This window comes from Deltaproteobacteria bacterium, from assembly GCA_016213065.1.
Classification (GTDB): domain Bacteria; phylum UBA10199; class UBA10199; order SPLOWO2-01-44-7; family SPLOWO2-01-44-7; genus JACRBV01.
On the sequence record JACRBV010000062.1, the window covers coordinates 21,174 to 43,910 of the forward strand.

Consider the following 22,737-nt stretch of genomic DNA (forward strand, 5'->3'; position numbering starts at 1 on the left):
CGAAAGCACTTCAATCTGTCATTTATAAACCACAAAATTAAAATCCGTATAGCACTCCGCTTTACCGCCACCGTCTGCCCCGTTGACGACTTGGGCATCAAAACCACTATTTGTTAAATTTTTATTATGAAGCACAAAGGAAGTATCCGGCTCCTGCAGTGGCCAAGCTGGAGCGAGAATAGCATTTCCGATCACAATATATGGAGGTTCTATAGTTTGACTAAATGTAATATGATAAACATAGTTGAGTTGTCGGTCCCCCACATCTCCGGTGCGGCTAATTCCGTTGATCTTGTAACCACTAATGCTGGGACTGGAACACGACCCAGTACTCAAATCACCGTTGGCACGAACAATTCCGGACGCGGAAACTGCCGGTGGAAAGCCGCCCGGCGGAGGCGCTTCACTCGCGGAAACAACCCCGTCAACATAGGCCTTTGTTGCCACATCTCCTGAATTAACAGGGATCCCAACATTTTCCACGCGATTTCTACCCATATTCAAAATTCCACTCATCGTTCCGCCGGCCGTGGCGAGCTTTGTATCGATCTGGGTTCGAAACCAAGCGTCGGCATCTTTTAATTGACCAATTGTCGCATTAATTGTGTCCGTCTGACGTTGCAAACTATCGTCTTTATCCTGCAATGCCTTGGTACTTGTATTGATCCTGCTGGTTAAATCAGACGACTGTTTTTCAAGATTCATCTGTCGCTGATAAATGGCGGTATCGAAATCTTTCAAGACATTTTGGACAGTGGGTCCCTTCGAATAAACAAAGGTCGTATCAACCCCAATTTTTCCCGCGCCAAAAGCGCTCCGGTAATCTCCCTTCAACACATCCAACTGCGATTGTTGGACAAGATTGGCGGGCAACAGATTTTGTAACACATCGTCGGCCAAAAGATCCGCGGTAATGGATTTTGGAACAATGGATTCTGTACCAACACTTTTAGGCGCCACCTGCAATGCCTGCTCCGCATAAAGGGCATAAGGACTTGAGACAATCTCCATAACGGTTTCCGGACCGGCACCTTCAGCAGTAACCCCCAAAAACCGCGCCTGCCCGGGCGCCAAAACGGCGAAAGGAATTTCAACAGCGGAACCAATCATCGCCGAAACAACTCCCGCAATCGATTCAACCGATTGCGTCTCTTCATAAAGAGATTCCTGTACCGCATTCAACAACCGAAACCGAACAGAATGAATCCCATCCACCAAAGGCACTCCACCCGTCCCATTCACAACCGACTGAAAATTAATCAAATGAGGAACCGTCACCGTTTGTGCGAATAAAGGGGTTCCAAACAATAAAAGCATAACAAAAATATTAAAAAATGGACGGGTGGCGGCGGAATGGCTGTTAGCCCGACATGCTTTTCGGAGGGCGTACAGCCATGTAGCCGACAGGCCCCGTCTGTTTTTTAATATTTTTGTGGTCGCCATATTTACCTCCATTTAGCGCATTACAAATTCAACGCGCCGATTTAATTTCCAAGCTTCATTTTCATGCCGCAAATCCAAAGGCCGTTTTGATCCGTAACTCACAATCATAATAATTCTTTCCGGATCAACTCCCTCCTCCATCAGATAGGCCTTCACTTCCCGCGCACGCCGGTCTCCCAATTCCATATTGTAAAAAGCATCTCCCCATTCATCGCAATGTCCTTCCAAAATAATCACCTCTTTCGGATTTTCTTTGAGCCACACCACATTTTGATTCAGAATTATTTTTTCCTCACTGGGGATGGAAAAACTGTTCGAATCGAAATGAACTCTGGGAATTAATGCCGCGTTCAAAAGAAAAAGGAGGCATAAAAGATTCATCGCAACGCCCCTTTGTTTTGATAACGCGTATCCACAATATGATAGCTTGTGATATCCAGAAGTTGGCTTAAGGGACTTTTGTCATAATCCAAATTCCCCGCGGCCGTATTGACTCCCAACACAAGACCGTCCCCTGCTTCGAAATCAAAATCGCCGCGACAACCGATCGCACGCACACCGGCATTTGTGTCGAAAGAAGCAAAAAGATTTCCCGTGATTTTTTCGGGCGCGACCGGTTCCAGACCGACACAAATCACGCCATACTGGTTCGCCGCTTTTCCCGTGATGAAAATATTGTTCGTTGCCTCAAGCCCAAGGGCATTTTCAAAACGAAGCGATTGCGCCGTGGCCAAATTCAACGAAGAAAAATGGGAGGTGGCATCAATGGTGTTGTTTAGAATTTTTGGAGAGGCCCCTGTAATATCCACGCCCATTGCGAAACGCCCGTCACCACCCAAAATCACATTTTTTTCCAGCGTCACATCGTCGGCCGTATCAATCATAACCGCTGTGGAAGCGTCATTGCCACTCCCCGCATCGATCCAGTTATTTTGCAAAACGGCATGGGAAGCACCAAGCACTGTCACCGCATTGGTGCGTGTTCCCAAATTGCTCCCCTGAATAACATTGTTCGTGAAACGCGCGCGGGAATTATCAACAACAACCGTTCTGGAACCAACCACAGGATCGGTTTCATTTTGATTGTTGGAAATATGAAAACCATCCAGAAGCAATTCCTCTGAAATATTTTGCAGATAAATTGTAACGTCGTTTTTATCACTCACCAAACGAGTGGCAAAAAGAGGATCGGCGGAATTCACATCCCGCTTGCCGAAAGAACCTCCCGGCGTAGATGCAGTCTGATAACCGCCATACAGACGCAATCCCTTCGGAAATAAAAGGTCATCCGTGCGATAAGTGCCTGCGCCGACATAAATATCTTTCCCTTTCTCTTTTGCCTCCGCCAAAGCTTGAACCAACTCGCCGTTGCTTGTAACAAAAACAGCTTTCTCGCGGTCCCCGTCGATGCCGTCGCAATTGCTGTCCGTAGCCGAGGAATCAGGATCATCCGTAGCCGTGGGATGAATTGTTTTGTCGTTAGGAGCACAATCGCAAGCATCCCCAAAACTATCGCCATCGCCATCTTTCTGATCGTAGTTTGCCACCTTGGAACAATTATCCACTCCATCCAAAATTCCATCCCCATCGGTGTCTGGATTTTTTGGATCCGTAATCACCCCATCTTTTCCTTTTGTGTTCTCCTCTTCATTTGTCAATTCATCTCCGTCGATATCATTGTCGCAGGCGTCTCCAACCCCGTCCCGATCAAAATCAGCCTGATCCGCGTTGGCAACAACAGGGCAATTGTCAACCAGATCGACAATTCCGTCGGCATCGTTGTCCAGATTATTTAAAGGATCACAGGCATCACCGATTTTATCCTGATCGATATCGGTTTGATCCGTATTGGCGGTGGCAGGACAATTATCCGCGTTGTCTCCGATGAAATCCATATCCTCGTCAGACGTCTCCGTGGGATCCACGGGAAAAATATCCTCCCCATCCCCAACGCCGTCTCCATCGGTGTCTCTTGAATCCACGCGGAGCCCGACAAGAAACTCGATTAAATTGGAAACACCGTCACCGTCGCAGTCCGCGCTTGTATCAAAAGAATCGGCGGAAAGAACTGCCTCGGCCCGGTTGTCCTTAAAAAGGACCGACTGGCTTACCATGGAAACAAGCCGGCAGTCAGTATTTAACGGTGAATCGGATTTGCTCAACTCGATAAAAAGAGTTCCTTTATCCTGCATCTCAGGTGGAACGTTTGGAAAAACAAACTGAAAACCGCTCCCAACAGCCTCGCCCACAATCGGCCCCAAAGCCCCCAGCGCTTTTCCCTGTGAATCCTGACCTTTTAAAGTGGCGCTCCAAACCAGTTGTGAAACCAAAGTTTTAAGATTTTCCGGCAATGTTGCAGACACTAACACCGATTTGGTTACAGTTTGCGGAACAGGTGGAGAAACAGCGGGAGTTGATATCTCCGGTGGTTTTCCGCTTCCCGACCCGCAACCTGCCGTCACAAGAAAAAATATGCCGATAAAGATCGGCTTTATCTTTTTTTCCATATAAAATTTTCTCCAATCCGAATTGTTTTTGTGCTGGCTGTAAAAAGGGGGGCCCCCTTGATTTTGCTTCCGTCCCAAAGATTGAGTGTCAGTGATGATGATTTTCCCGTCGTCACATCCTGAATGATAAAATGATGCTCTCCGGGCTCAAGAGCTCCCGGGTAAAGTTTTGCGACTCCTTGTTCATCGGTCGGAAGTTGGTTCAGAGAAGTCAGAATATCCGGAAGGGGATTGTCTTCTGTAACCGTGACCGCGTGTTTCGGATCGCTGAAAATTTGGAAATAAAGCCGCTGATTGCTGACGTGGTCGTTGTCGGACACATTCAAGACAGTGGGGATTGCGTGAAGAGTAACCGGCACATCGGTTATTTTTCCTCCTTCAACGGCAATATGATCCGCCATACCCTCCCGCAAAATTTTTCCCTGTTCATTGAGTGCCGACACCTGAATGCGTCTGTTTTGACCCACCGGAATTCCAGCAATCACCGCGCCGCCCGCATCCTGTGAAAAAGTCTGCTCCAGCGGCGTCAAACCTTCTCCATCCAACACCACTTTATATTTTGAAATCTGAACCGATTTTGAAAGATTCGGATTTTTGGAATCAAAAACGGTAAGCTGAATATTTCCGCCGCCTTTCGTTTCGGAGAAGGAAACAGAAGCGGGGCCGCTGTTTTCCGAACCGCAACCCGTGCAGAAAATCAAAATTATAAAAATAAGATTTTTCATTTTAGTTTTCATGTTGTCATCCCTGCGAAAGCAGGGATCCAGTAATTCATTGCTGGATTCCGGCCTTCGCCGGAATGACATTTTTTCACCACTCCTTTCATTTAAAACTCAGCGCCAAAGAACCGGTCGTTGGGGCTGAAGAACCGCCTGATAGAAAAAACCCGGCCAAAATCCCCCCCACAGCAATGGCCCCCAAGCCTCCAAACAAAATTCCTTTTGAAATTTTTTTGTGCCGCCGCCCTCCCAATAAAATCGGATCGCCAACGCCCGAAGGATCAAGATAAGCCTGCGGATTTTTAAGAAGATTAAGTTCTGTCTGTGCCGTCACCAACTCCACAAGTTTATTGAGTTGGGTTTCCAAATTTTCCGTATCGTTTTTTAGAGAAATAAAAATCGGGGTATGACTCGCCTTGAATCGTCGATCCACCAGACGCGCGGCAACAAGGTCTTCCTCCACATCGACCATCAAAACCTTGTCTGTTTTTAAAAGTTCCGCAATTCGAAGTCCTTCCTCAATTTGTCGGCGTACTTTCTCTTCCTTCTTTTCTTTTTTGACTGAGTTTTTCGCATCACCCCAATACAACCTCTGGTGCAATTTTAATTTTTGTCCCGCTTTCAGTGAAAATGTTTGATCCACACTCTGATAATTATTGGCCTGAAAGCTTAAATTATAGGTTCCCTCCGGCAGTGCAGATAATTTCAAGGGAGCAACACCCTGATGAATTCCGTTTATGTAAATATCCGCGACTTTGGGATCGCTTCCAATTTCCACATCACCCGCGCCTTCTTTTCCAACTTCTTCTTTGGCCTGCTGAAATAATTTTTGAATTGATGGAGCGAAGGCTTTTGCATCCAACTGATAGATAGGATTTAAATGGAGTGCGTTTTTAAAATGACCGATGGCTTCCGTTTTTTTCTTTTGCGCGGCATCGACCAGCGCCAGTGTAATATAACTGTCGAAAAAAGTTTGGCCCTCTTTCAAAATCAGTTTTGGATCCGCATTAAAAATTTCAACGGCTTTTGTGAGTTCGGCGTCGGCATCCGCGTAGGCAAATTGAAAATAATGTTCCTTTGCTCGTTCCAATAATTCCTGAACCTGACTGATTTGTGGCGAACCGGATTTTTGGGAATTTTTGTAATAGGCCAGAACCGCGGCAACTTTTTCGGGATTGATCAGTGTAAGAAATTTTTTCTCGCCCAGTTTTTCTCTTAAAACTTGCGCTGTTTTGTCGCTTGCTTCATCAAAAGAACCGTTATGAACAGGTTGTATGACAATCGAAGTTGCCGCAAAGAGGAGCACCGTCTGTCGGAGAAAAAAGAAACAGGCGATCAAAAGAATATATTTCGTAAAAGACATATCCCTTGGCAAAAGCAGGAATCGTGCCAAGAAGATAAAAGTTGAAATGCGCGGAAAGATTAAAGAAAATTTTTTGCTTTTTACTGGAGTGGTTGAAAATGGAACAGGCTGTGCGAAAAAGGAAACATTTAAAATTTCAAAAATGCGGGATCTGTAAGCCGGGTTCTGTATCCGTCACGTTACCGCGGTGGATGATGATCATTCCTCTAGGCCATCTGTTACCAGATGGCTCAAGCAGTCTACCCGTTCTGCCATCTTTCACAGCTTAAGCGACATGAAAGAATTGGCCGGACCAGCTCATAAGCAGAACCTATTTGACCTTGCTCCCCGTGGAGTTTGCCGCGTTTCACCCTTCGTCTGCCCGAAAGCAAACGAAGACTCGTCTCTGTGACACTATTCCTGAGTTACATATGGTACCTGGTACTATATGTAACGCGATGGGCGTTACCCACCATGGTGTCCTTTGGAGCCCGGACTTTCCTCTCTCCGCCAACTTTTCTGTGGCGAACAGCGATCATCCGATCCCGCATTTTTGAAATTTCAAAGAACCTTTTATAGGGGCTTGCGTCGCCCCCTCACGCGAGCAAAGCTCGCTGAGGGGACACCTACCTAAAATGAGCATCAATCGCCTCGTTTGCCAGTCGATCAGCCTCACTGTTTTTTTCGCGTGGAATATGCTCTAAAGTGTACTTCTTAAATTTGGAAAGGGTCAAGATAACTTTTCTAAAGAGGGGTTTTAGTCCCTCATTTTTGACTTTATATTCTCCCTTGAGTTGGCGAACCATCAATTCCGAATCGGCCTGCAAAAGAAGTTCTTTGGCGCCGAGCCCATGAGCATCTTCCAATGCCAAAATGAGAGCACCATATTCCGCCTGATTGTTGGTCAACTCACCCAGATATTTTTTATTTTCAAGAGCGATTTTCCCGTGAGCATTGATAATAACCCATCCCGCACCGGCCGGACCCGGGTTACCTCTTGCCGCTCCATCGGTGTAAATGGTCCAGATTGCCACGGTGTTGAATTATCCGAGAAGTGTTTTGTTTTTGTCAATCAGACCAAACGCGGTCAGCAAAGTTTTTTCTTCGCCTGGCGAAAGGTAAGAAATAATAGTTTTGGTTTCTTTGGTGAGACTCCGGTCTTTCTGGGCATTATATTGACCTGCGGATTCCTGATCTGCTTCGCGACGGAGCACTTCACCCAATTCTCTCAATCCCGCGCGAACTTCTTCTACCGCCACGCCTTCCGCGAGCGATTTTTCCACTGCCGGGAATTCTTCATTCTCGGCCAAAAAGAAAAGTAGCTCGGCCAGTGTTTCTTTCGGCATTGATTTGATTTCCATAAATTTCCTTCTTTCCCTTAAGATGTTTTCTCAACTTCCATTTCAACGTAAATCAGGCGGTGGCAATTGGGACAACTTCTGAGATCTTTCATCTTGAGCATCTCGTTATAAAATTGCGGCGGGATATTCATATTGCAACCGTAACAAACTCCTTTTTTTACCGCCGCCACCGCATCCCCAAAACGCTTTCTTACCGTATCATACTTCTTTACGATTTCCGCCGGCAACTCTTTTAACAGAACCGGTCGTCTTTTTTCCTTTTCTTCTTTTTCCGCCATCATCACTTGCTGTCTGTTTTTCAACTCGGTTTCGATTTGTCTAAACCCACCTTCTTTATCGGCAATCTCCGATTTTAGTTGCGTGATTTCTTGAGAAATCTTTTCAGACTGCTCCATAATCGACAAAACCCGTTCCTCGCGGTCTTTATTTTCTTTTTTCATCTGGGCGATCTCTTTGAGGGTGGCTTGGTATTCTTTTTGGGTTTTAATGGCGTAAAGGCGTTTTTCACGGTCTTGAATCTGAAGCACCACGTCTTTGGTCTGAGTTTCCAGACCGAGGCGTTCTTCAGTCAAGTTATTGGAAAGATTGTCTTTTTCTTGAAGTGCTGTGGTCAAAGCAAAATATTCAGCGCCGCTCAAAGCTAACTGCTCCGGAATGGTCTGCAATTCCAACTCAACCAGCCGAATTCGTTTATCTATTTCTTGAAGTTCCCGGAGCTGAGGCAGACAGTCTTTGAAATCGATCGCCATGGTGGGGAGTCTTTAAGACCTTTATATATAGATGTCAAATGTTGTTCTTGGAAATCCACTTTTCAATCATCGCGATCAGGTCTTCACTGCGAAAGGGTTTGGCAAGATAATCATCGGCCCCTGTTTCAAAGGCTCTTTTTTTGTCTTCTTCACCGGCCCGTGCCGTTAAAAAAATAACGGGAATTTTTTTGAGTTTTTCGTCAGCCTTGATTCTTTCTGTGGCGGCATAGCCATCCATCACGGGCATCATCACATCCATAAGGATCAGATCAATGTGCGTAATTTCCAAGAGTTGCAGGGCTTCAAGACCATTTTCAGCATAAGCGACATCATAACCCAAAAACTCAAGACGGGCCCTGATTGTCTCCGCCAGAAAAAATTCATCTTCAACAATCAAAATTGTTTTATCAAGTTTGTTTTTCATATTGAATTTTTGAACGGTCATTCCCGCGAAGGCGGGAATCCAGCCCGTTTTAATAGCGACTGGATCCCCGCTTTCGCGGGGATGACATTATTAAAAGCAAAGGTACCTATAATGTGTCCGTTTCTTCCTGAAATTGGCGCATCGTAAAATGGAATTGAGTTCCTTTTCCCGTTTGGCTTGACGCCCAAATTCGCCCTCCATGGCGGTCAACAATCTCTTTACAAATGGCTAATCCCAAACCGGTTCCCTTGTAACCCTCGCCTCCCATGGGGCGGTTAAATTGCACGAATTTGCCGAAAAGTTCTTTTGCCCTATCTTCGGGAATGCCGATACCGTCATCGGAAATGATTACTTCAACGTCCTGACCGGTGGCTTTTGCCTCAACGGAAATTTTTGTTTTCGCGAAACGCAGGGCGTTATCGAGCAGATTATTCATCACCTGAACAATCATGTCGGCATCCGCGTAAATGGGAGGAAGATTTTTCGCAAAATTTCCCTCCAAAATAAAATGGTGTTTTTTGGTTCTCATCTGAAAATTTTGCAAAACTTCTTGCAACAGAGGGACGGCATCCACGCGTCTTTTATGGATTTTCGCCACCCCTGATTCCAACCGTGAAATTTCCAGAAGATCATTAATAATTCTCACGAGCCGGTCGGCATTGCGATCGGCAATTTCCACCACGCGACTCTGTTTTTCATTAAGGTCTCCGCTTATCCCGTCCTTCAGATTTTCAATGGCGCTTTTGATCGTGGTCAAAGGAGTTCTTAATTCATGGGAAACGGTACTGACAAACTCGTCTTTGATCCGATCCATCTCTTCGCGCTCACTCATTTCTCTTTTGAGATTTTCCAGTTTTTGAAGCGCGGTAACGTCGCGAATGGAGGCAAGTTGAGCCGGTTTCTTTTCCCATTCAATCTGTGAAACACGCATTTGCACATTTTTTGTGTCACCATTTTTTAGAATAATTTCCAGCTTGGCAAGAGGGTTTGTCGTCAAGGTCATGGGAAACGGTTTTCCAACAATATCTTCCGGATGTTGTTCAAAAAGAAATTGGTAGGCCGGATTCACAAAACGGACAATCCCGTCTTTGTCAATCACCGCCATCGCATCGGCATTTTTGTCGATGATTTTGAAAAAACGATCTTCTGAAGACTGCTCGAGGCGAGACAAAAGATGGCCCCGTTCAATGGCGTAGCGAATGGAACGGACCAAAAGCCCCGCATCAATAGAACCTTTCACCAGATAATCCTGAGCACCGTGACTTAAGGACTCAAGTGCAACATATTCATCATCCACACAGGTTAATACCACCACGGGAACTGATGGCGAAACATCACGGACACGCAAAACGGCATCAAAGCCCTCGACCTCAGGCAGAAGCAGATCGAGAATAACAACATCAATGGGTTCACTTTTTAGAATTTTCAAACCTTCTTTTAGTTTTTTGGCACACTGGACCTGAAAATGAATGGAACCGGCACGAACTTCATTGAAACTTTCCTGAATTGAAAAGGCATCATCGGGATCATCTTCAATCAACAAAACTTTGGTAAAACCCTCTTTCATCCACACCTCTTTATGAAATCATTATCCGATTGGCAACGTTATAATCACTGAAGAACCGCGATTCGGCGCGCTTTTTAATACAATCTGTCCTCCATGATGCGTGACAATTTTCCGGCACATCGCAAAATTCCACGCCACATCTTCATATCCACCCTTGTAATGTATAGGTTCAAAAGGGTGAAAAAGTTTTTCGATATATTTCTCATCAACACCCATTCCATCATCCTCCACGCGAATTTGGACCGATCCATTCTGAAGCAGTGTGCTTTGAATGTTGATATTAAAATTTTGTCCCTTTTTGGCAAAGTGAAGTGCGTTTAGAATCAGAGTCTGAAATAACTGACGCATCCGAACGGCGTCTGCTTTTAAAACGGGAAGGGGACCAATGACAACACGGCTTTTGGATCGCGACAAATGCATTTCCAAACCCGAAACGGTTTCTTGCACAATTTTTTCAAGATTCACCGGCGTAAAAGACTCCGTCCGTGTGGAAATTTTTGAAAAAACAGTCAACTTCTCGAGTGTTTTTTCGAGTTGGAAGGCAGAATTGCAAAGACGATCCAGATAATCGCGATTCGTTTCATCCATATCGGAAGCATGGCTTTGTAAATGACGGCCAAAGGTGGCGATTTTTGTGACCAATTCATAAAAATGATGGGGGACCGCGTATTCCGCCTCCTTGGATGGAGTGAAACTTTTTTCCACCGTTAACGCACCAACAACCACGCCGCTAGCATTTTTGATCGGTGAGGAGGTCAGAGCAACGTCAATGATTCTTCCGTCTTTTCGGGCATGACGCGTTTCATAATGGTCCACAACTATACCATAACCGATTTTGTTGAGAATGCGCCCCGTCTCCCTCTCTTTATTTTCCGGCACAAGCATGGAAATATTGTGTCCCACTGTTTCATACGCCGTGTATCCGTAAAGTTTCTCGGCGCCGGCATTCCAGCTGACAATGGTTCCGTCGAGCGTTTCGGTGATAATGGCATCATCGGAAGATTTCAAAATAGAGTTGAGATGTTTCAGCGCCATCTCCTTTTTTTCAATCAAGGTGTGAGTCGTAAAGAAAAGAAGAAGGGTCAAACAAAGACCCACTCCAAGAATGTAATAGGGTCTATTCGGATTAACCAACGCATGGAAAGCGGGAAGAGAGTGAAAGGAAAGTGCCCAAAAATGGTCTCCAACTTTTATTGTTGATTCCTCTTTCAACAAAGAACCATCTTCTCCGGAAAATGTTGAAAACAATAGGGACTCCGGATTGGGTTCGAGTCCGTCATAAACAGCAAGCATCATATTCGATTTTTCAGGAGCCGCAATATCCTGCAAAAATTTTTCAGCAACAAATAGGCCATAAACCCAACCCCGCAGAGAATTCCTTCTTTCAAAAACCGTTAATTCCTGTACGGCAACACCGGATTGGTATATCGGCATGAGCTGATAAAAACCGGCTTTCAGATTTTTTTCATGGCGCACCATAATTTTTGAAGAGAGGGCGTGCCGTCCCGTATCACGGCTCACTTCCGCGGCCTGTCGCATCATGGAATCCGGAAAATGAGCGCGACCGCTTTCGATATACTCCACAGCTTTAAGCTCCGGAAAATTTTCTTTCAAAGCCAATATGCGCACATAGCGTTGCCAGCTATTGTGATTAATGGAGTAACCTTGTTCAAAGAAAGCTTTTGTGCTGACCAGAATTTTTTCGTAGGATTCGATCCGCGCGGTGATTTTTTCTTTTATTTGATTGGTTTGTTCACGAAACAGATTTTGCGTTCTCTCTTTCGTAAAAATACTCGCATCAATAAAACCCCACGCCGTCACAGCCAAAATGAGAAAAGCAATAATCCACGGCACCAAGAGAGTCCTCTTTTGAACTTCTCTTTCAACCTGTCTAAAAAATCTGGGCAATGTCATGCCTCCCTTGCGCACACTAGCCCCCTCGAGAAGATTATGTAGCAATCTATATGCCAAAAAATCCTGTTATTCCGCGTGCTTTTCCGATTCGGCCAATTTGAAAAACCTGTCTTAACCGATACTTATCAGTTTATGGAATGCGTCTGTTTTTTGACACGTCCCCAAAAGGGTAGAAATCAACTTTTTTTCGTCAAAAAAATGACGTATGGGGAAATGATGAAATTTTTGTTTGTGGAAATTTTGTTGTTTTTTCTCAGCGTCACAACTTTTGCGACAGAGGAAGGGCGTTTTTTTTATCATGGCAATGGAAAACTAAAAATCAGTAACGCGTCAAAACTTCGCGGTCTCTCGCCAAGATTAATTGCCCTTATCGATTATTTGCAGGAACAACTCTCTTACGGAAAAGGAACTGTTAAAATTTTGTCGGGATATAGAAGCCCGCAATACAATGAAAATCTGCGCAAACAGGGAAGGCTGGCGGGAAAAGCGAGTCTTCATTTGGAAGGCATGGCGGCTGATTTTGTCATGGAGGGAGTAAGCGCCAAAAAAATGTGGGAATATGCACGGCAATTAAATTGTTGCGGGGTTGGTTTTTATCACGGCAATGCAATTCATCTCGATACCGGGCCTCCGCGTTTCTGGGATGAAACAACTTCCAAAGTTTATACCGATATTTCAACACACAATAAACAGATTTATGCCGTAACCCGTTACGATATTTATCATCCGGGAGAAAATTTGACTTTTCAGATTGTCCGCGCCACCGAATATCCCTTTGGAATTAAAAATGAAGTGCGGATTATGAATGATGGGAATGAATGGAAAAAAGTCAATTTGGAAAACAAGGAGGATTGTATTGTAGTGCATAACCGTGAAGAGGCACAACAGTTTACCATTCCTATATTGCAACTGTTGGATGGCGGAGCCCAACAACTTAGCATCCAAATAAGTTTCTGCAATAAACCCTCGGATGAAATGCCGGATCAGATATTGTCCAACCCTTTTGTGATTGTTACACAAGAATAAAAATGTTAGCCGTGCTAGAGCCTGTTGAAAAATATCATTCCCGCGAAGCTTGTCCCTGCAGGTAGTAGGCAGGGAGCCGGAATCCAGTAATGAATCGCTGGATCCCTGCCTTCGCAGGGATGACAAAAAATACATTTTTCAGCACTCCCTTTAGCAACACGGCAAGCGGGCCCTTAGCTCAGCGGTCAGAGCGGTCGGCTCATAACCGATTGGTCCCAGGTTCAAATCCTGGAGGGCCCACAGGAAAAATGGCCGACCGAGAGGGAGGCCATTTTTCTTCCTCCGTTTTCCATTCTCTATTTTCAACTTTTCGTCTTGACCGCCAAATGCTTTGCTAGTAGCGAAATTCGAGGCTCTTGCTTTTAATCCGAGCCAGTACATTTTGGAACCTGGGAGGCAGGATGTTCAACCATTAGCGATTGCCCCCGCGTGGGGAGACAACCAATTAGAAGAAACGGCAAATTTGTTGGCGCAGATTCGTAGCTTGCTACAAGAAATTGGAGTGTCTGTTATTCCCGGCGCCAATGATGTGGTGGACTTTTATGAATTTTTATTTGGAAAGGATTATTTGTCTGGGCGTGAATTAACACCTTTTGAACGTTCCTTTTCCGCAGTGGGTTTGGTGATTGGTAGTGGACATGGGTTTAGAAAAGGAGGCGAGAAAGTAAAAAAGCTGATACAGGAAGGAATAAAACGAGGAACCCTCAAAGAAGGGGCGGGAAGGGGGGCAACGCAAGCGTTGGAACGAGGACTGGAGGGACTAAAACCGAAATATACGGTTAGATCCGCGGCACATGTGGAGCCAAATCATGTAAATCTAAACCGAGAAAAAAGAAGATCAAAATTCTTACCTGAGGAAGGTGGTCAAGCTTTTGTGGATGAAGTAGCAGAAAAGGCTTGGAAGCAGGGAAATGTTACCATTCAACCTCAGGATGGACGGATTCGTTTCGATGCAAATTTAGGCAGAACGGTTGGAACTCGCGGCGAAACAAGAGGGCGGGTTATTCTTGATCCTAGTTCGGGTGAAGTTATTACTCAGTTTCCTCAGAAATGAAATTTTTATGTCGAAAGACATGGCGATTGGGAAAACTAAAGAGGAATCAGATGAAAAAGAAACAGCCCTCAAGTTGGGGGATGACTTTCTTGGCGAAGTGTATGTCTGCTTAAAACCCTTACAAAAGCAATATCCTCTTTTGTGGATGTTAGTTGAGGATTTTTATCGTGATGTCTTCTTTTCAATGAATGAAGCGAAACAACTGGAAAAGGAAGTTGGTCATTTTTTGGCCATCTCACCACGGATTAGCAATGACAGCATCGTTTGGTTGCATATCATTAAAAATCTTTGTCAGGAGACAACTGATAAAGATATGACCCTATTTTGTGATGCCGATTAATTTGTGGCATAGTGGAATTCATCAGAACGTCAGGGGAAGTTGTTACTCAATTTCTTCAAAAGTGAGATAGTCATGTCAAAGGGTTTATTATACATAACGTCATAAGTAATTGCGCATAGATGTCATTCTGAGCGAAGCGAATGTGTTCAGGATGACAACCATGAAAAACGCATTTTCCACCACTCCCCTGATGCAAAAGACTTGTTTGTAAAACTCAAAGAAAAAACGCACTGGAAAAATATGAAGTGATCCAAAGTGCAACAAAATGATTGAGCTCCCCTCCTCAAAAAGCATTACTCATCGCGCGTTGATTTGTGCCGCGTTGGCCTCTGGTAAAAGTGTGATTTTGAATCCGCTTGTTTGTGATGATACGATGACAACGTGTGATGTGCTGGAAAAACTGGGGATTCAGATTGAAAAATCTGCACAGACTTGGGTTGTGCGTGGTGGCAATTGGATACGGGAACTGGATTCCCGCTTTCGCGGGAATGACAAATCAGGGATTTCTAGAACTGTTCTAAACTGCAACGAATCGGGGACGACGTGGCGCTTTATCACGGCGCTAACCTCTTTTTTAAAAATTCCGTGTGAAATTACCGGAAAAGAATCACTCCTTCAAAGACCCATCAAACCCTTATTGGAAGCTCTTCAGTGCGCCGATGAAACAATTTTTCTTAATGGAAATGTCAGTTCCCAATTTCTCTCGGGCGTTTTGCTCGTGGCGCCTCTGTCCGATAAACCTCTTACAATTAAACTCACCACACCGCTTGTTTCAAAACCTTATGTGGAGTTGACCCTTGATGTGCAGAAAAAATTTGGAATAAAAATTAGAACCAAAAAAAATTTCTCAGATTTTTATATAACACCGCAAAAATATCAACCCACGAAAATGGAGATTGAAAAAGACTGGTCGTCCGCCGCATTTTTTATTGCCGCGGGTCTTTTGTCAAAACCTCTCACACTGACAAATCTTAATCCGAAAAGTTTGCAGGCAGACCGCGCAATTGAAACCATTGCAAAGGAGATGGGGGGGGAACTGGAGTGGAACGGAAATGATCTGAATATTTTTCCCTCAAAACTGCGGGCGATCGAATGGGATATCAAAGATTCCCCCGATCTTTTTCCGATTGTTTCTGTATTGAATGCGTGCGCGGAGGGAAAAGGCAAACTCACAGGCATTGAAAATCTGAAATTTAAAGAATCCAACCGATTGAAAACAATGCAAAAACTTTTAAAAAACCCGAACGTCATTGATTCAACAGACCACCGCATCATCATGGCTGGCGCGGTTCTGGGGTTGGCGCACAAACAAACACCCAAAATCCTGCACCCTTCATGCGTCTCCAAATCCTTTCCCAATTTTTGGACGGCCTTCGACAAGATTAGAGCGTAATATCTCTATCCATCACGGTCTTACGGCCTTCTTGTTTGGCGTGTTCGATCGCCTGATCGATTGTCTTCTTCAACACCGCAGTTAAGGCTTCGAAAGAATTTCCCGAAGTATTCATGTCGGCTTTTTCTTTGATGTACTTTTTGACCTTGGAGGCCACAACCAGAACTTCACTCATGATAAGCTCCTTTATAAAAGGACCGTTTCGAAGTGGCTCAACACTTTGAACCCCTGAAAGCGATCATTAATTTCTTGTTTGGTTAATTGACGCATTCTATCCAATCCAAAATCTTCCACTTGAAAACTGGCCATCACGGAGCCGCAAATCATGGCTCTCTTCAAGGCGGTTTCACTCAGATCACCATTTTGACTGGCAAGATAGCCCATGAAACCACCCGCAAAACTGTCTCCGGCACCAGTCGGATCTTTCAAATCTTCCAGCGGATAAGCCGGCGCGGAAAAAACAGATTCCCCGGTAAACAGCAAGGCACCGTATTCACCGCGTTTGATCACAAGAGTTTTTGGGCCCCAACTGCGAATCAATTTGGCGGCCTTCACCAAATTGCGTTCCCCGGCCAATTGGCGGGCTTCCCCTTCGTTGATCAACAGAATATTCACCTTTGCGAGAGTCTTTTTTAATTCACTTCGTTTGCCGCTGATCCAAAAATTCATGGTGTCCATTGCCACAAATTTGGGAGTCTGAACCTGTTCCAAAACCTTGAGCTGTAATTCGGGATCAATGTTGGCCAAAAAGACATGAGGAGATTTTTGAAAATGAGCAGGCAAGGACGGATTAAACTGGGCGAAAACATTAAGATGCGTTTCCAAAGTCTGGGCTTCGTTCAAATCAAAACCATAGCGCCCTTTCCAATGAAATGTTTTTCCTTCGGGCTGAATTTGAAGACCTGTGAAATCAACACCGCGGGCTCTTAAAAAGGTGATTTCCCGTTCATCAAAATCGCCCCCCACAACGCCGACTAATTGTACCGGAGTAAAAAAAGAGGCGGAAGCCGAAAAGTGTGTAGCGGCACCGCCCAGAACCCGATCCTTTTTTCCGAAGGGGGTTTCTAAGTCATCATACGCAACAGATCCAACGACAAGAATACTCATAGTGAGGAGGCACCAAAAACGATTTTCAAGGCGTTGTCAAGGGGACTTGTTTTAGGACTAAAACACGGACCTCTCTTGGAAGCGAAGTTTCTTTCCATGTAACGACACTTCCATGATAAAAAAGATAACTATCCAGATTTTTATCTCTAAAGTAAAACTCATCCCCTACATAAACTCCTCGGACATCCACCGCGGGTTCCTTTTTCGTTATAATATCCAACGCTTTAATAACTTTAACCAAGACACCATAAGAAATTTTTCCTGCGTTGTATTGTTCAAGTACGGCTTCCAAGACATTCAGCGCCAAAATATTTTGGGAATCCTGAATTCGCTGAACCGTCTTTTTCCGCCACAGTTTAAACCAAAAACCGACAAATCCTTTATCAGAAAGGAGATCTAATTCTTCACGAATTTTTGCAACTTCACCCAAATACCGGCTGGAATAATTTCCAAAATCAAATTTTTGCCACACGGCCTTTCCATGAATATTTGTAATCAAAATCATTTCTGGTGTGCTCGTTTCTGTTCTCACTCTTCTAGCCAATTCTATCTCAAGAGCTTCCCGGGAAGTGGCCACGGCAAATCGTTGCCCACCCCTGTAAGCCACAGCGGCGGAAAGTTTCGGGTGTTGCGTACGCAAAGATATTCGATCTTTATCCTCTTTATCCATCGCCTCTGTTACTCCTACAACACTTCCTGTCGACGGGCTTACCATGCGACCAACGCCAAAGGCCGTAGCCACAACAGCTCGCGCATCTGGATTAAATCGTTGAGTACCCGGACTAACCTGAGCTCGCACCAATAACTCCTGAATGCGTGTAGCATCTCGACGGACAAGTTCGTAAACAGTTATCTTGAATTCTCTCCGATCCAGAACACCTGCCGGGTCTCGAAGCAGAGCAAGAGCCGAAGACAAATCAGTCAAGCCTTCATGATCAAAAAGACCTTCAAGGATAGAAAGTTGCACTTCTGGCAAACTGCCATCCACAAGAAGATCTGTGAAACCAGCAGGATTGGTAAATGAGGGGAAGGGCGCTACTAAAGCTGAGGGGTCGATAGCCATTTTTACTCTCCTTATTTATTCATTACAAAAACACGTCACAACCGCCATAGTTATCGTCGCCCCCCAAAAAAGGTTGCTAACTTTTTTTAAAAATTGAAGCAACCTTTTTGATGTGGTTGCCGAAGACTCTGTAGATGAATACAACTCTTTCTTTCTTTCTTTCTTTCTTTCACCACTTTTGAGGCCTTTCAAGGCTCTATTGCCGCGGGATGGGGCGAGAATACCGGCGGCATTCTGATGGAAATTCAAGCGGTACTTGTTGACTCCGGTGTCGGCAACAGCACCATCAACACTTTTTCTGAACGCCTTCAACAATATACCCAAGCGGCTCTTCGCCAGAACGGCGAAGCACAGAGACAAATTTTACGAAGTATAGCAGAGGGATTTTCACAGGCTCATTATGAACAAGCCCGCCCCCGTCTTTTGGCTGTTTTCCCCGGAACCCACCGGTTTGCCGAGTCAGCACAAGACGCTTTGGACTCGCTGATAACTCTGCCACCCGACAGCAAGCTAATGCAAATTCTGGAAAGTTTTGATGACGGCAATTATACCCTTCGCTTATACCTGTTCCATCTAAGGGCGAAAAAAGCGCTCACAGAGAACCTTGACCAATTGGAATTCTTAAAACAATGCGGCATTGAAAAATTTGAAACGCAGGCCGATGTATTCCGGAAAAAACTGGAAGCTCTGGCAGACCCTGCAAAATTGAAAAGCAGGTTACCCGAAAAACTTGCGGAGATACAAAAAATCGAAAGAGCTATCGAAGATTTGAATACAAAAGAGTTGAATAGAAGAAGACCCGTCGTAGCAAAAAGAAAACCCGCTCCAACTCCCCGCGAGAAAAAACCAAAGGCAAGAGTTGCAACTCCTCCGCCCATTCTGCAACCACCCGTTTCGCAACTTATTCGGGAACTTTTTGTTTCAGACAATCTCCCCTCCGCCTTACTGCGAGCGTCAACAACGGGCGAAAAGTGGAACACAGTAGAACAAAAAGTCCGCGATATGAGCAAGACTCATTATCGAGCAGGTGCTTTTTTTAACAGGGTTCTCAGGGAAGGCAAAGTAAACGGCTGTCTGGCACCAGAGGAAGCATGGGCGCTTTTGGAAAAATATGAAACGGCATTGCCCGAAGGAAAAAGCGACGAACTCAACTTATCCTTCGAGCGAATTGTCTATTACCGGGCTCTCACAATAAGAGGCAGGGGACTGATTGAAGATGTTATTAAAATGTTGCCAAGGTTCACAACAGGAGAACTATCACTTATTAAGCAACTACGTGATGAATTGTCGGCCACCCTCAAAACGGAAGAGGTTCGCGACATCAGAGCGGCTGTCATCAAACTCGAGTTCGCAATAAGAAATCTTGAGGGAAAGAGTGCCGTGTTTGTCAACGGACACTGGAAGTTCTCTCGATTTTCCAATTAATGGAGTGGTGAAAAATGTCATTCCGGCGAAGCTTGTCCCTGCAGGCAGTAAGCAGGGAGCCGGAATCCAGTCGTTGTGATAATTTCTGGATCCCTGCCTTCGCAGGGATGACAAAAAATGCATTTTTCACCATTCCAATTAATGCACCAAACGGGTTTTGGAACTGGGCTCTTTCTTTTCTTCCCCCGCAGTGGGCATGGCTGGGGATTCTTTGAAACTCATATAAGTATGGACCTGATTGCGGCCCTTGTCTTTCGCGTCGTAGAGGGCGATGTCGGCGTGGTCGATCAAATCATCCACCTCCCGCACATCATCGGGATAGGAGGCGACACCCACGCTGATTGTGATCGGGTTGATTTTTTCCTGAACAAGATGACGCAATTTTTCCGCCACGGCAATTGCTCCGCGTTTGTCTGTGTCGGGAAGTAAAATAATAAATTCTTCGCCGCCAAAACGCGCCACCGTATCTACTTCGCGTAAGTTAACGTTGAGAAGTTCGCCTAATTTTTTCAAAATGATATCTCCCTCGGGATGCCCGTGCGTGTCGTTATAACGTTTGAAATAATCCACGTCGATCATTAAAAGAGACAAGTCCCGTTTGAAACGCGCCGCTCTTTTCCATTCCAACTGTACAACCTGTCCGAAATGCCTGCGGTTAAAAACACCGGTCAGTTCATCGGTCACGGAAAGTTCGCGAGTCTGCGTATAGAGACGGGCGTTGGCAATCGACAGCGCAATCTGATTTGTCACAAGGGTCAGCATTTTTACGTCCGCGCCACTGAAAGCATGCGTGCGCGTGCGACCAAAATTGGCAACCCCCAGCGTTTCTCCTTTGTATTTTAAAGGAATAGACAAAATGGATCCTATCAAAGCGGCATTTCTTTTTGTAAATCTCATTGAAGTGGTGACATCACCCACATAAATTGTTTTTCCGGAGTGCATCACTTCGCCCGCAACCCCTTCCTTGTTTTTCAACGTGAGTTCCATCACGTGCTTCATGTCGGCAAAACCAAACGCCGCCCTGATCCTCAGGAGATGATGTTTTTCATCCCACGTCATCAGGGAAAAATTTTCGATGCGAAGTTGTTGTTTTAAAACATGGGTGACGACTTGATAAAGTTGATCCAGATCGATGGTTTGATTAATTCCTTGTCCAATTTCGTAAAGAGAGGAAAGGTCCTTCACCAGATTTTCCAAAAGACGGTTTGTCTTTTCAATGAGCCGCCCTTTTTCTTCGAGTCTTTTTTTATATTTCAATTCTTCCTGCGTGATGATGAGCGATTGTTCCACTTCAATTTTTCTGGCTTGCAGATCGGTGAGTCTGGCCAGCATCCGGTTGAAACTGTGAGCCAAATGTCCCAACTCATCTTCATTATCCACCGGCGCACGAATCAGAAAATCTCCCTCACCGGCCTCGGCCATAGTCTGTGTGAGTTTTACCAGAGGGCGATCGAGAAAATAATAAGTGGCGATTGTGGCAACACTCACGGAAATAAGCAGTTCAATGGCCCAAAAAACAAACCAAAGTTTGACACCCATCACGGGCGTTCTCAAGTTAAGATTAAAATGAAGCGCCACCGCCGTAAGCAAAAGCAGTGTGATGCAATAACTCACGCCCGCGACAAAAAGGACTTTGATCGGAATGGAAAGTCGGTGCCTCATGTTAATTGGCCCCTATTTTTATCAATAGAACGCTCCCGGGACGTGCCATGGTTCTAACTTTTTCACGCTCTTCGCCCGCCATCTTCACAAAACCCAATTCTGTAAGACGGCGAAAAAGCAGGTAATGGGCCGTGGCGGCAAGATTAACGCTCTCCCCACCGTCTTCATACGTGGCATTTATCTCATCCGCAAACCCTTCAAAAGTCAGTCTTCCGTTAAGAACATTGTTGATGCCCATACCCGAAAGATCCGCTCTATGGCGTGCCAACAAAATTGTAGCCACATTCTCCAACCAAGCGCTTCTCTCCTCAGGAGCCGCCTGTTCCATACGATCCCCCTCATGGTTAATGAGGGCGTCGGCTAGAAGATCATAATATCTTTTAACACCCGTAAAATGAAAGTCTACCAAACGAAGTATGGCAACTTTTTGAATCTCGTCATCCAGTCCGTTTATGCCTTCAAGCAACAGTCTCGCCATTTGGGAATGTGTGCGACCCAAATCCTTAGAAACCGCCATTATTTGTCTCAATGTACCCCCACGGTAGTACGTGTGAAAAACGGACATGTATAGAAGAATTGCCCGTTGGAGATTTTCCATCCCTCCTTTTTTTTCAAAAGTGCGGCACGTTCCAGTCGCTGGTTTGGCGTTTCACTTTGCGAAAGGGCAATGGTGGAGAATGGAATAATCCGCGGACCTTTATAACCCTCCACAACCGGCGGGCTCCAAAGCACCGGCTTACACGGCATTGTTCTCTGTGTCCCCTGTTCAAACATTTTGGAAATGGCATTGTCCACCCGTGCAAGCAATGGTCCCTGCTCTTCAACCAGAATATTTTCCCGAATGAAAATTCTAATATATTCATAACCCTTTCTTATAAAAGTAAGGTCCGCCGCTCCGGCTGTTTTCAGTTTATCCACGCGCTCAAAAAGCAGATTTACACGTCCTCGTAGGGTCAGTTCGAGGAGAGGAAATAATTCTCTCAGATGGGGAAGGGCTTCCCGCGCGGCTTCCACGATATCCGGAGCTTTGAGAATACCGGCTACCCATGCAAGCGTTTGACCGGCGATTCCATCACGCTCATCGAAAAGGATGCTTTCAAGCATTGATATTGATAATTTCTGTGGATCAAGCGCCCATGTCCGCCACAGATGTTCCTCCACAAAACCCATATTCGTGAAGAACCCGGAGAAATTCACTTTGAGTCTTTCCCTGTCCCCGCGATCAATTTGCGGCACAATCACATCATTGAAAAATTTGGTTAGAATGGCAATCCCTGTGCGGGCCATGCCTTCGTGGGCTTCTCTGGCGCCAGCAATATCTCCCAGCCCATAATAAAGGGAGAGTGTAATGGCATAGAGACTATGAGCTCCTGCCACTCTCCCCCTTCTTTCCGCCTCACGGGCATTTTGTATATATTTTGCGGCGTTTCGTTCGTCATTCAAACTAACGTATCTACTTGTTGCGGCGCCAACTTTTCCTGCCGCTTGCCAAACCTCTCTTTTCCCACCAACAGTCGCAGTTCCTTCTGCAACGGGAGCACCCTGCGAATCAACTCTCTCTGCACCACGATCAGGACGCAACTGTTTCAAAGCATCTTGGGGAGAACCAAAACGTTTTCCCGATAATTGGGGTTTCAATCC

At 45.3% G+C, this 22,737-nt stretch carries 22 protein-coding genes, 1 tRNA gene and 1 other RNA gene; 6 read left to right on the forward strand and 18 right to left on the reverse strand.

Annotated elements, in window-relative coordinates:
* Nucleotides 1-18: 18 nt before the first annotated feature.
* From HY877_03755 to HY877_03810, 12 genes are all read right to left on the reverse strand, one after another.
* Entirely contained in the window at nucleotides 19-1,443 is a 1,425-nt protein-coding gene (locus tag HY877_03755; protein ID MBI5299394.1) for a hypothetical protein, read from the reverse strand.
* 12 nt (nucleotides 1,444-1,455) lie between these two features.
* The gene (locus HY877_03760; protein ID MBI5299395.1) at nucleotides 1,456-1,824 is read right to left on the reverse strand and encodes an OmpA family protein; all 369 of its coding nucleotides are present in this window, start codon (nucleotides 1,822-1,824) and stop codon (nucleotides 1,456-1,458) included.
* Nucleotides 1,821-3,950 (reverse strand): thrombospondin type 3 repeat-containing protein, encoded by a 2,130-nt coding sequence (locus HY877_03765; protein ID MBI5299396.1) that lies wholly within the window; start codon nucleotides 3,948-3,950, stop codon nucleotides 1,821-1,823. The genes HY877_03760 and HY877_03765 overlap by 4 nt, the downstream gene beginning before the upstream one ends.
* On the reverse strand, nucleotides 3,935-4,687 hold the full coding sequence (locus HY877_03770) for a hypothetical protein (protein MBI5299397.1): 753 nt from the start codon (nucleotides 4,685-4,687) through the stop codon (nucleotides 3,935-3,937). Before HY877_03770 ends, HY877_03765 begins: the two co-directional genes overlap by 16 nt.
* Nucleotides 4,688-4,772: 85 nt before the next feature.
* Entirely contained in the window at nucleotides 4,773-6,032 is a 1,260-nt protein-coding gene (locus HY877_03775) for a PEGA domain-containing protein (protein ID MBI5299398.1), read from the reverse strand.
* A gap of 138 nt (nucleotides 6,033-6,170) precedes the next feature.
* Nucleotides 6,171-6,562: RNase P RNA component class A (gene rnpB, locus HY877_03780), an RNA gene on the reverse strand.
* Between the two features lie 75 nt (nucleotides 6,563-6,637).
* Entirely contained in the window at nucleotides 6,638-7,045 is a 408-nt protein-coding gene (locus HY877_03785; GenBank protein ID MBI5299399.1) for a ribonuclease HI family protein, read from the reverse strand.
* Nucleotides 7,046-7,054: 9 nt separating this feature from the next.
* Nucleotides 7,055-7,372 (reverse strand): hypothetical protein, encoded by a 318-nt coding sequence (locus tag HY877_03790; GenBank protein MBI5299400.1) that lies wholly within the window; start codon nucleotides 7,370-7,372, stop codon nucleotides 7,055-7,057.
* Between the two features lie 17 nt (nucleotides 7,373-7,389).
* Nucleotides 7,390-8,121 (reverse strand): hypothetical protein, encoded by a 732-nt coding sequence (locus HY877_03795; protein MBI5299401.1) that lies wholly within the window; start codon nucleotides 8,119-8,121, stop codon nucleotides 7,390-7,392.
* A gap of 34 nt (nucleotides 8,122-8,155) precedes the next feature.
* A complete protein-coding gene (locus tag HY877_03800; protein ID MBI5299402.1) occupies nucleotides 8,156-8,545 on the reverse strand; it encodes a response regulator in 390 nt (129 codons plus the stop codon).
* A 106-nt stretch (nucleotides 8,546-8,651) separates the two neighbouring features.
* Nucleotides 8,652-10,112, reverse strand: a complete 1,461-nt coding sequence (locus HY877_03805) for a response regulator (protein MBI5299403.1) — start codon at nucleotides 10,110-10,112, stop codon at nucleotides 8,652-8,654.
* Nucleotides 10,113-10,133: 21 nt separating this feature from the next.
* Nucleotides 10,134-12,026 (reverse strand): PAS domain S-box protein, encoded by a 1,893-nt coding sequence (locus HY877_03810; protein MBI5299404.1) that lies wholly within the window; start codon nucleotides 12,024-12,026, stop codon nucleotides 10,134-10,136.
* Nucleotides 12,027-12,239: 213 nt separating this feature from the next.
* On the opposite strand from HY877_03810, the gene HY877_03815 reads away from it, so the two are divergent.
* The 5 genes from HY877_03815 (at nucleotide 12,240) to HY877_03835 (ending at nucleotide 15,839) form a co-directional block, all read left to right on the forward strand.
* Nucleotides 12,240-13,052, forward strand: a complete 813-nt coding sequence (locus tag HY877_03815; GenBank protein ID MBI5299405.1) for a DUF882 domain-containing protein — start codon at nucleotides 12,240-12,242, stop codon at nucleotides 13,050-13,052.
* A 167-nt stretch (nucleotides 13,053-13,219) separates the two neighbouring features.
* Nucleotides 13,220-13,292: transfer RNA gene (locus HY877_03820), tRNA-Ile, on the forward strand.
* Between the two features lie 223 nt (nucleotides 13,293-13,515).
* Entirely contained in the window at nucleotides 13,516-14,106 is a 591-nt protein-coding gene (locus HY877_03825) for a hypothetical protein (protein ID MBI5299406.1), read from the forward strand.
* Between the two features lie 19 nt (nucleotides 14,107-14,125).
* Nucleotides 14,126-14,446, forward strand: a complete 321-nt coding sequence (locus HY877_03830) for a hypothetical protein (GenBank protein MBI5299407.1) — start codon at nucleotides 14,126-14,128, stop codon at nucleotides 14,444-14,446.
* Between the two features lie 265 nt (nucleotides 14,447-14,711).
* A complete protein-coding gene (locus tag HY877_03835; GenBank protein MBI5299408.1) occupies nucleotides 14,712-15,839 on the forward strand; it encodes a 3-phosphoshikimate 1-carboxyvinyltransferase in 1,128 nt (375 codons plus the stop codon).
* Here HY877_03835 and HY877_03840 read toward each other — a convergent pair.
* The 3 genes from HY877_03840 to HY877_03850 are packed head-to-tail and all read right to left on the reverse strand — an operon-like array spanning nucleotide 15,829 to nucleotide 18,009.
* Nucleotides 15,829-16,014: a hypothetical protein gene (locus HY877_03840; GenBank protein ID MBI5299409.1), complete on the reverse strand. Its 186-nt coding sequence runs from the start codon at nucleotides 16,012-16,014 to the stop codon at nucleotides 15,829-15,831. The two genes, HY877_03835 and HY877_03840, sit on opposite strands and share 11 nt — an antisense overlap.
* A gap of 11 nt (nucleotides 16,015-16,025) precedes the next feature.
* On the reverse strand, nucleotides 16,026-16,946 hold the full coding sequence (locus tag HY877_03845) for a sugar kinase (protein ID MBI5299410.1): 921 nt from the start codon (nucleotides 16,944-16,946) through the stop codon (nucleotides 16,026-16,028).
* 25 nt (nucleotides 16,947-16,971) lie between these two features.
* Entirely contained in the window at nucleotides 16,972-18,009 is a 1,038-nt protein-coding gene (locus HY877_03850) for a hypothetical protein (protein MBI5299411.1), read from the reverse strand.
* 237 nt (nucleotides 18,010-18,246) lie between these two features.
* Here HY877_03850 and HY877_03855 point away from each other — a divergent pair, with 237 nt between their 5' ends.
* Entirely contained in the window at nucleotides 18,247-19,434 is a 1,188-nt protein-coding gene (locus HY877_03855) for a hypothetical protein (GenBank protein ID MBI5299412.1), read from the forward strand.
* A gap of 138 nt (nucleotides 19,435-19,572) precedes the next feature.
* Here HY877_03855 and HY877_03860 read toward each other — a convergent pair whose 3' ends face one another.
* The 3 genes from HY877_03860 to HY877_03870 all read right to left on the reverse strand — a co-directional run.
* Nucleotides 19,573-21,096: a diguanylate cyclase gene (locus HY877_03860; protein ID MBI5299413.1), complete on the reverse strand. Its 1,524-nt coding sequence runs from the start codon at nucleotides 21,094-21,096 to the stop codon at nucleotides 19,573-19,575.
* 1 nt (nucleotide 21,097) lies between these two features.
* Nucleotides 21,098-21,613 (reverse strand): hypothetical protein, encoded by a 516-nt coding sequence (locus HY877_03865; GenBank protein MBI5299414.1) that lies wholly within the window; start codon nucleotides 21,611-21,613, stop codon nucleotides 21,098-21,100.
* 8 nt (nucleotides 21,614-21,621) lie between these two features.
* Nucleotides 21,622-22,737 (reverse strand): hypothetical protein (locus HY877_03870; GenBank protein ID MBI5299415.1); only part of this gene is annotated, 1,116 nt, incomplete at its 5' end.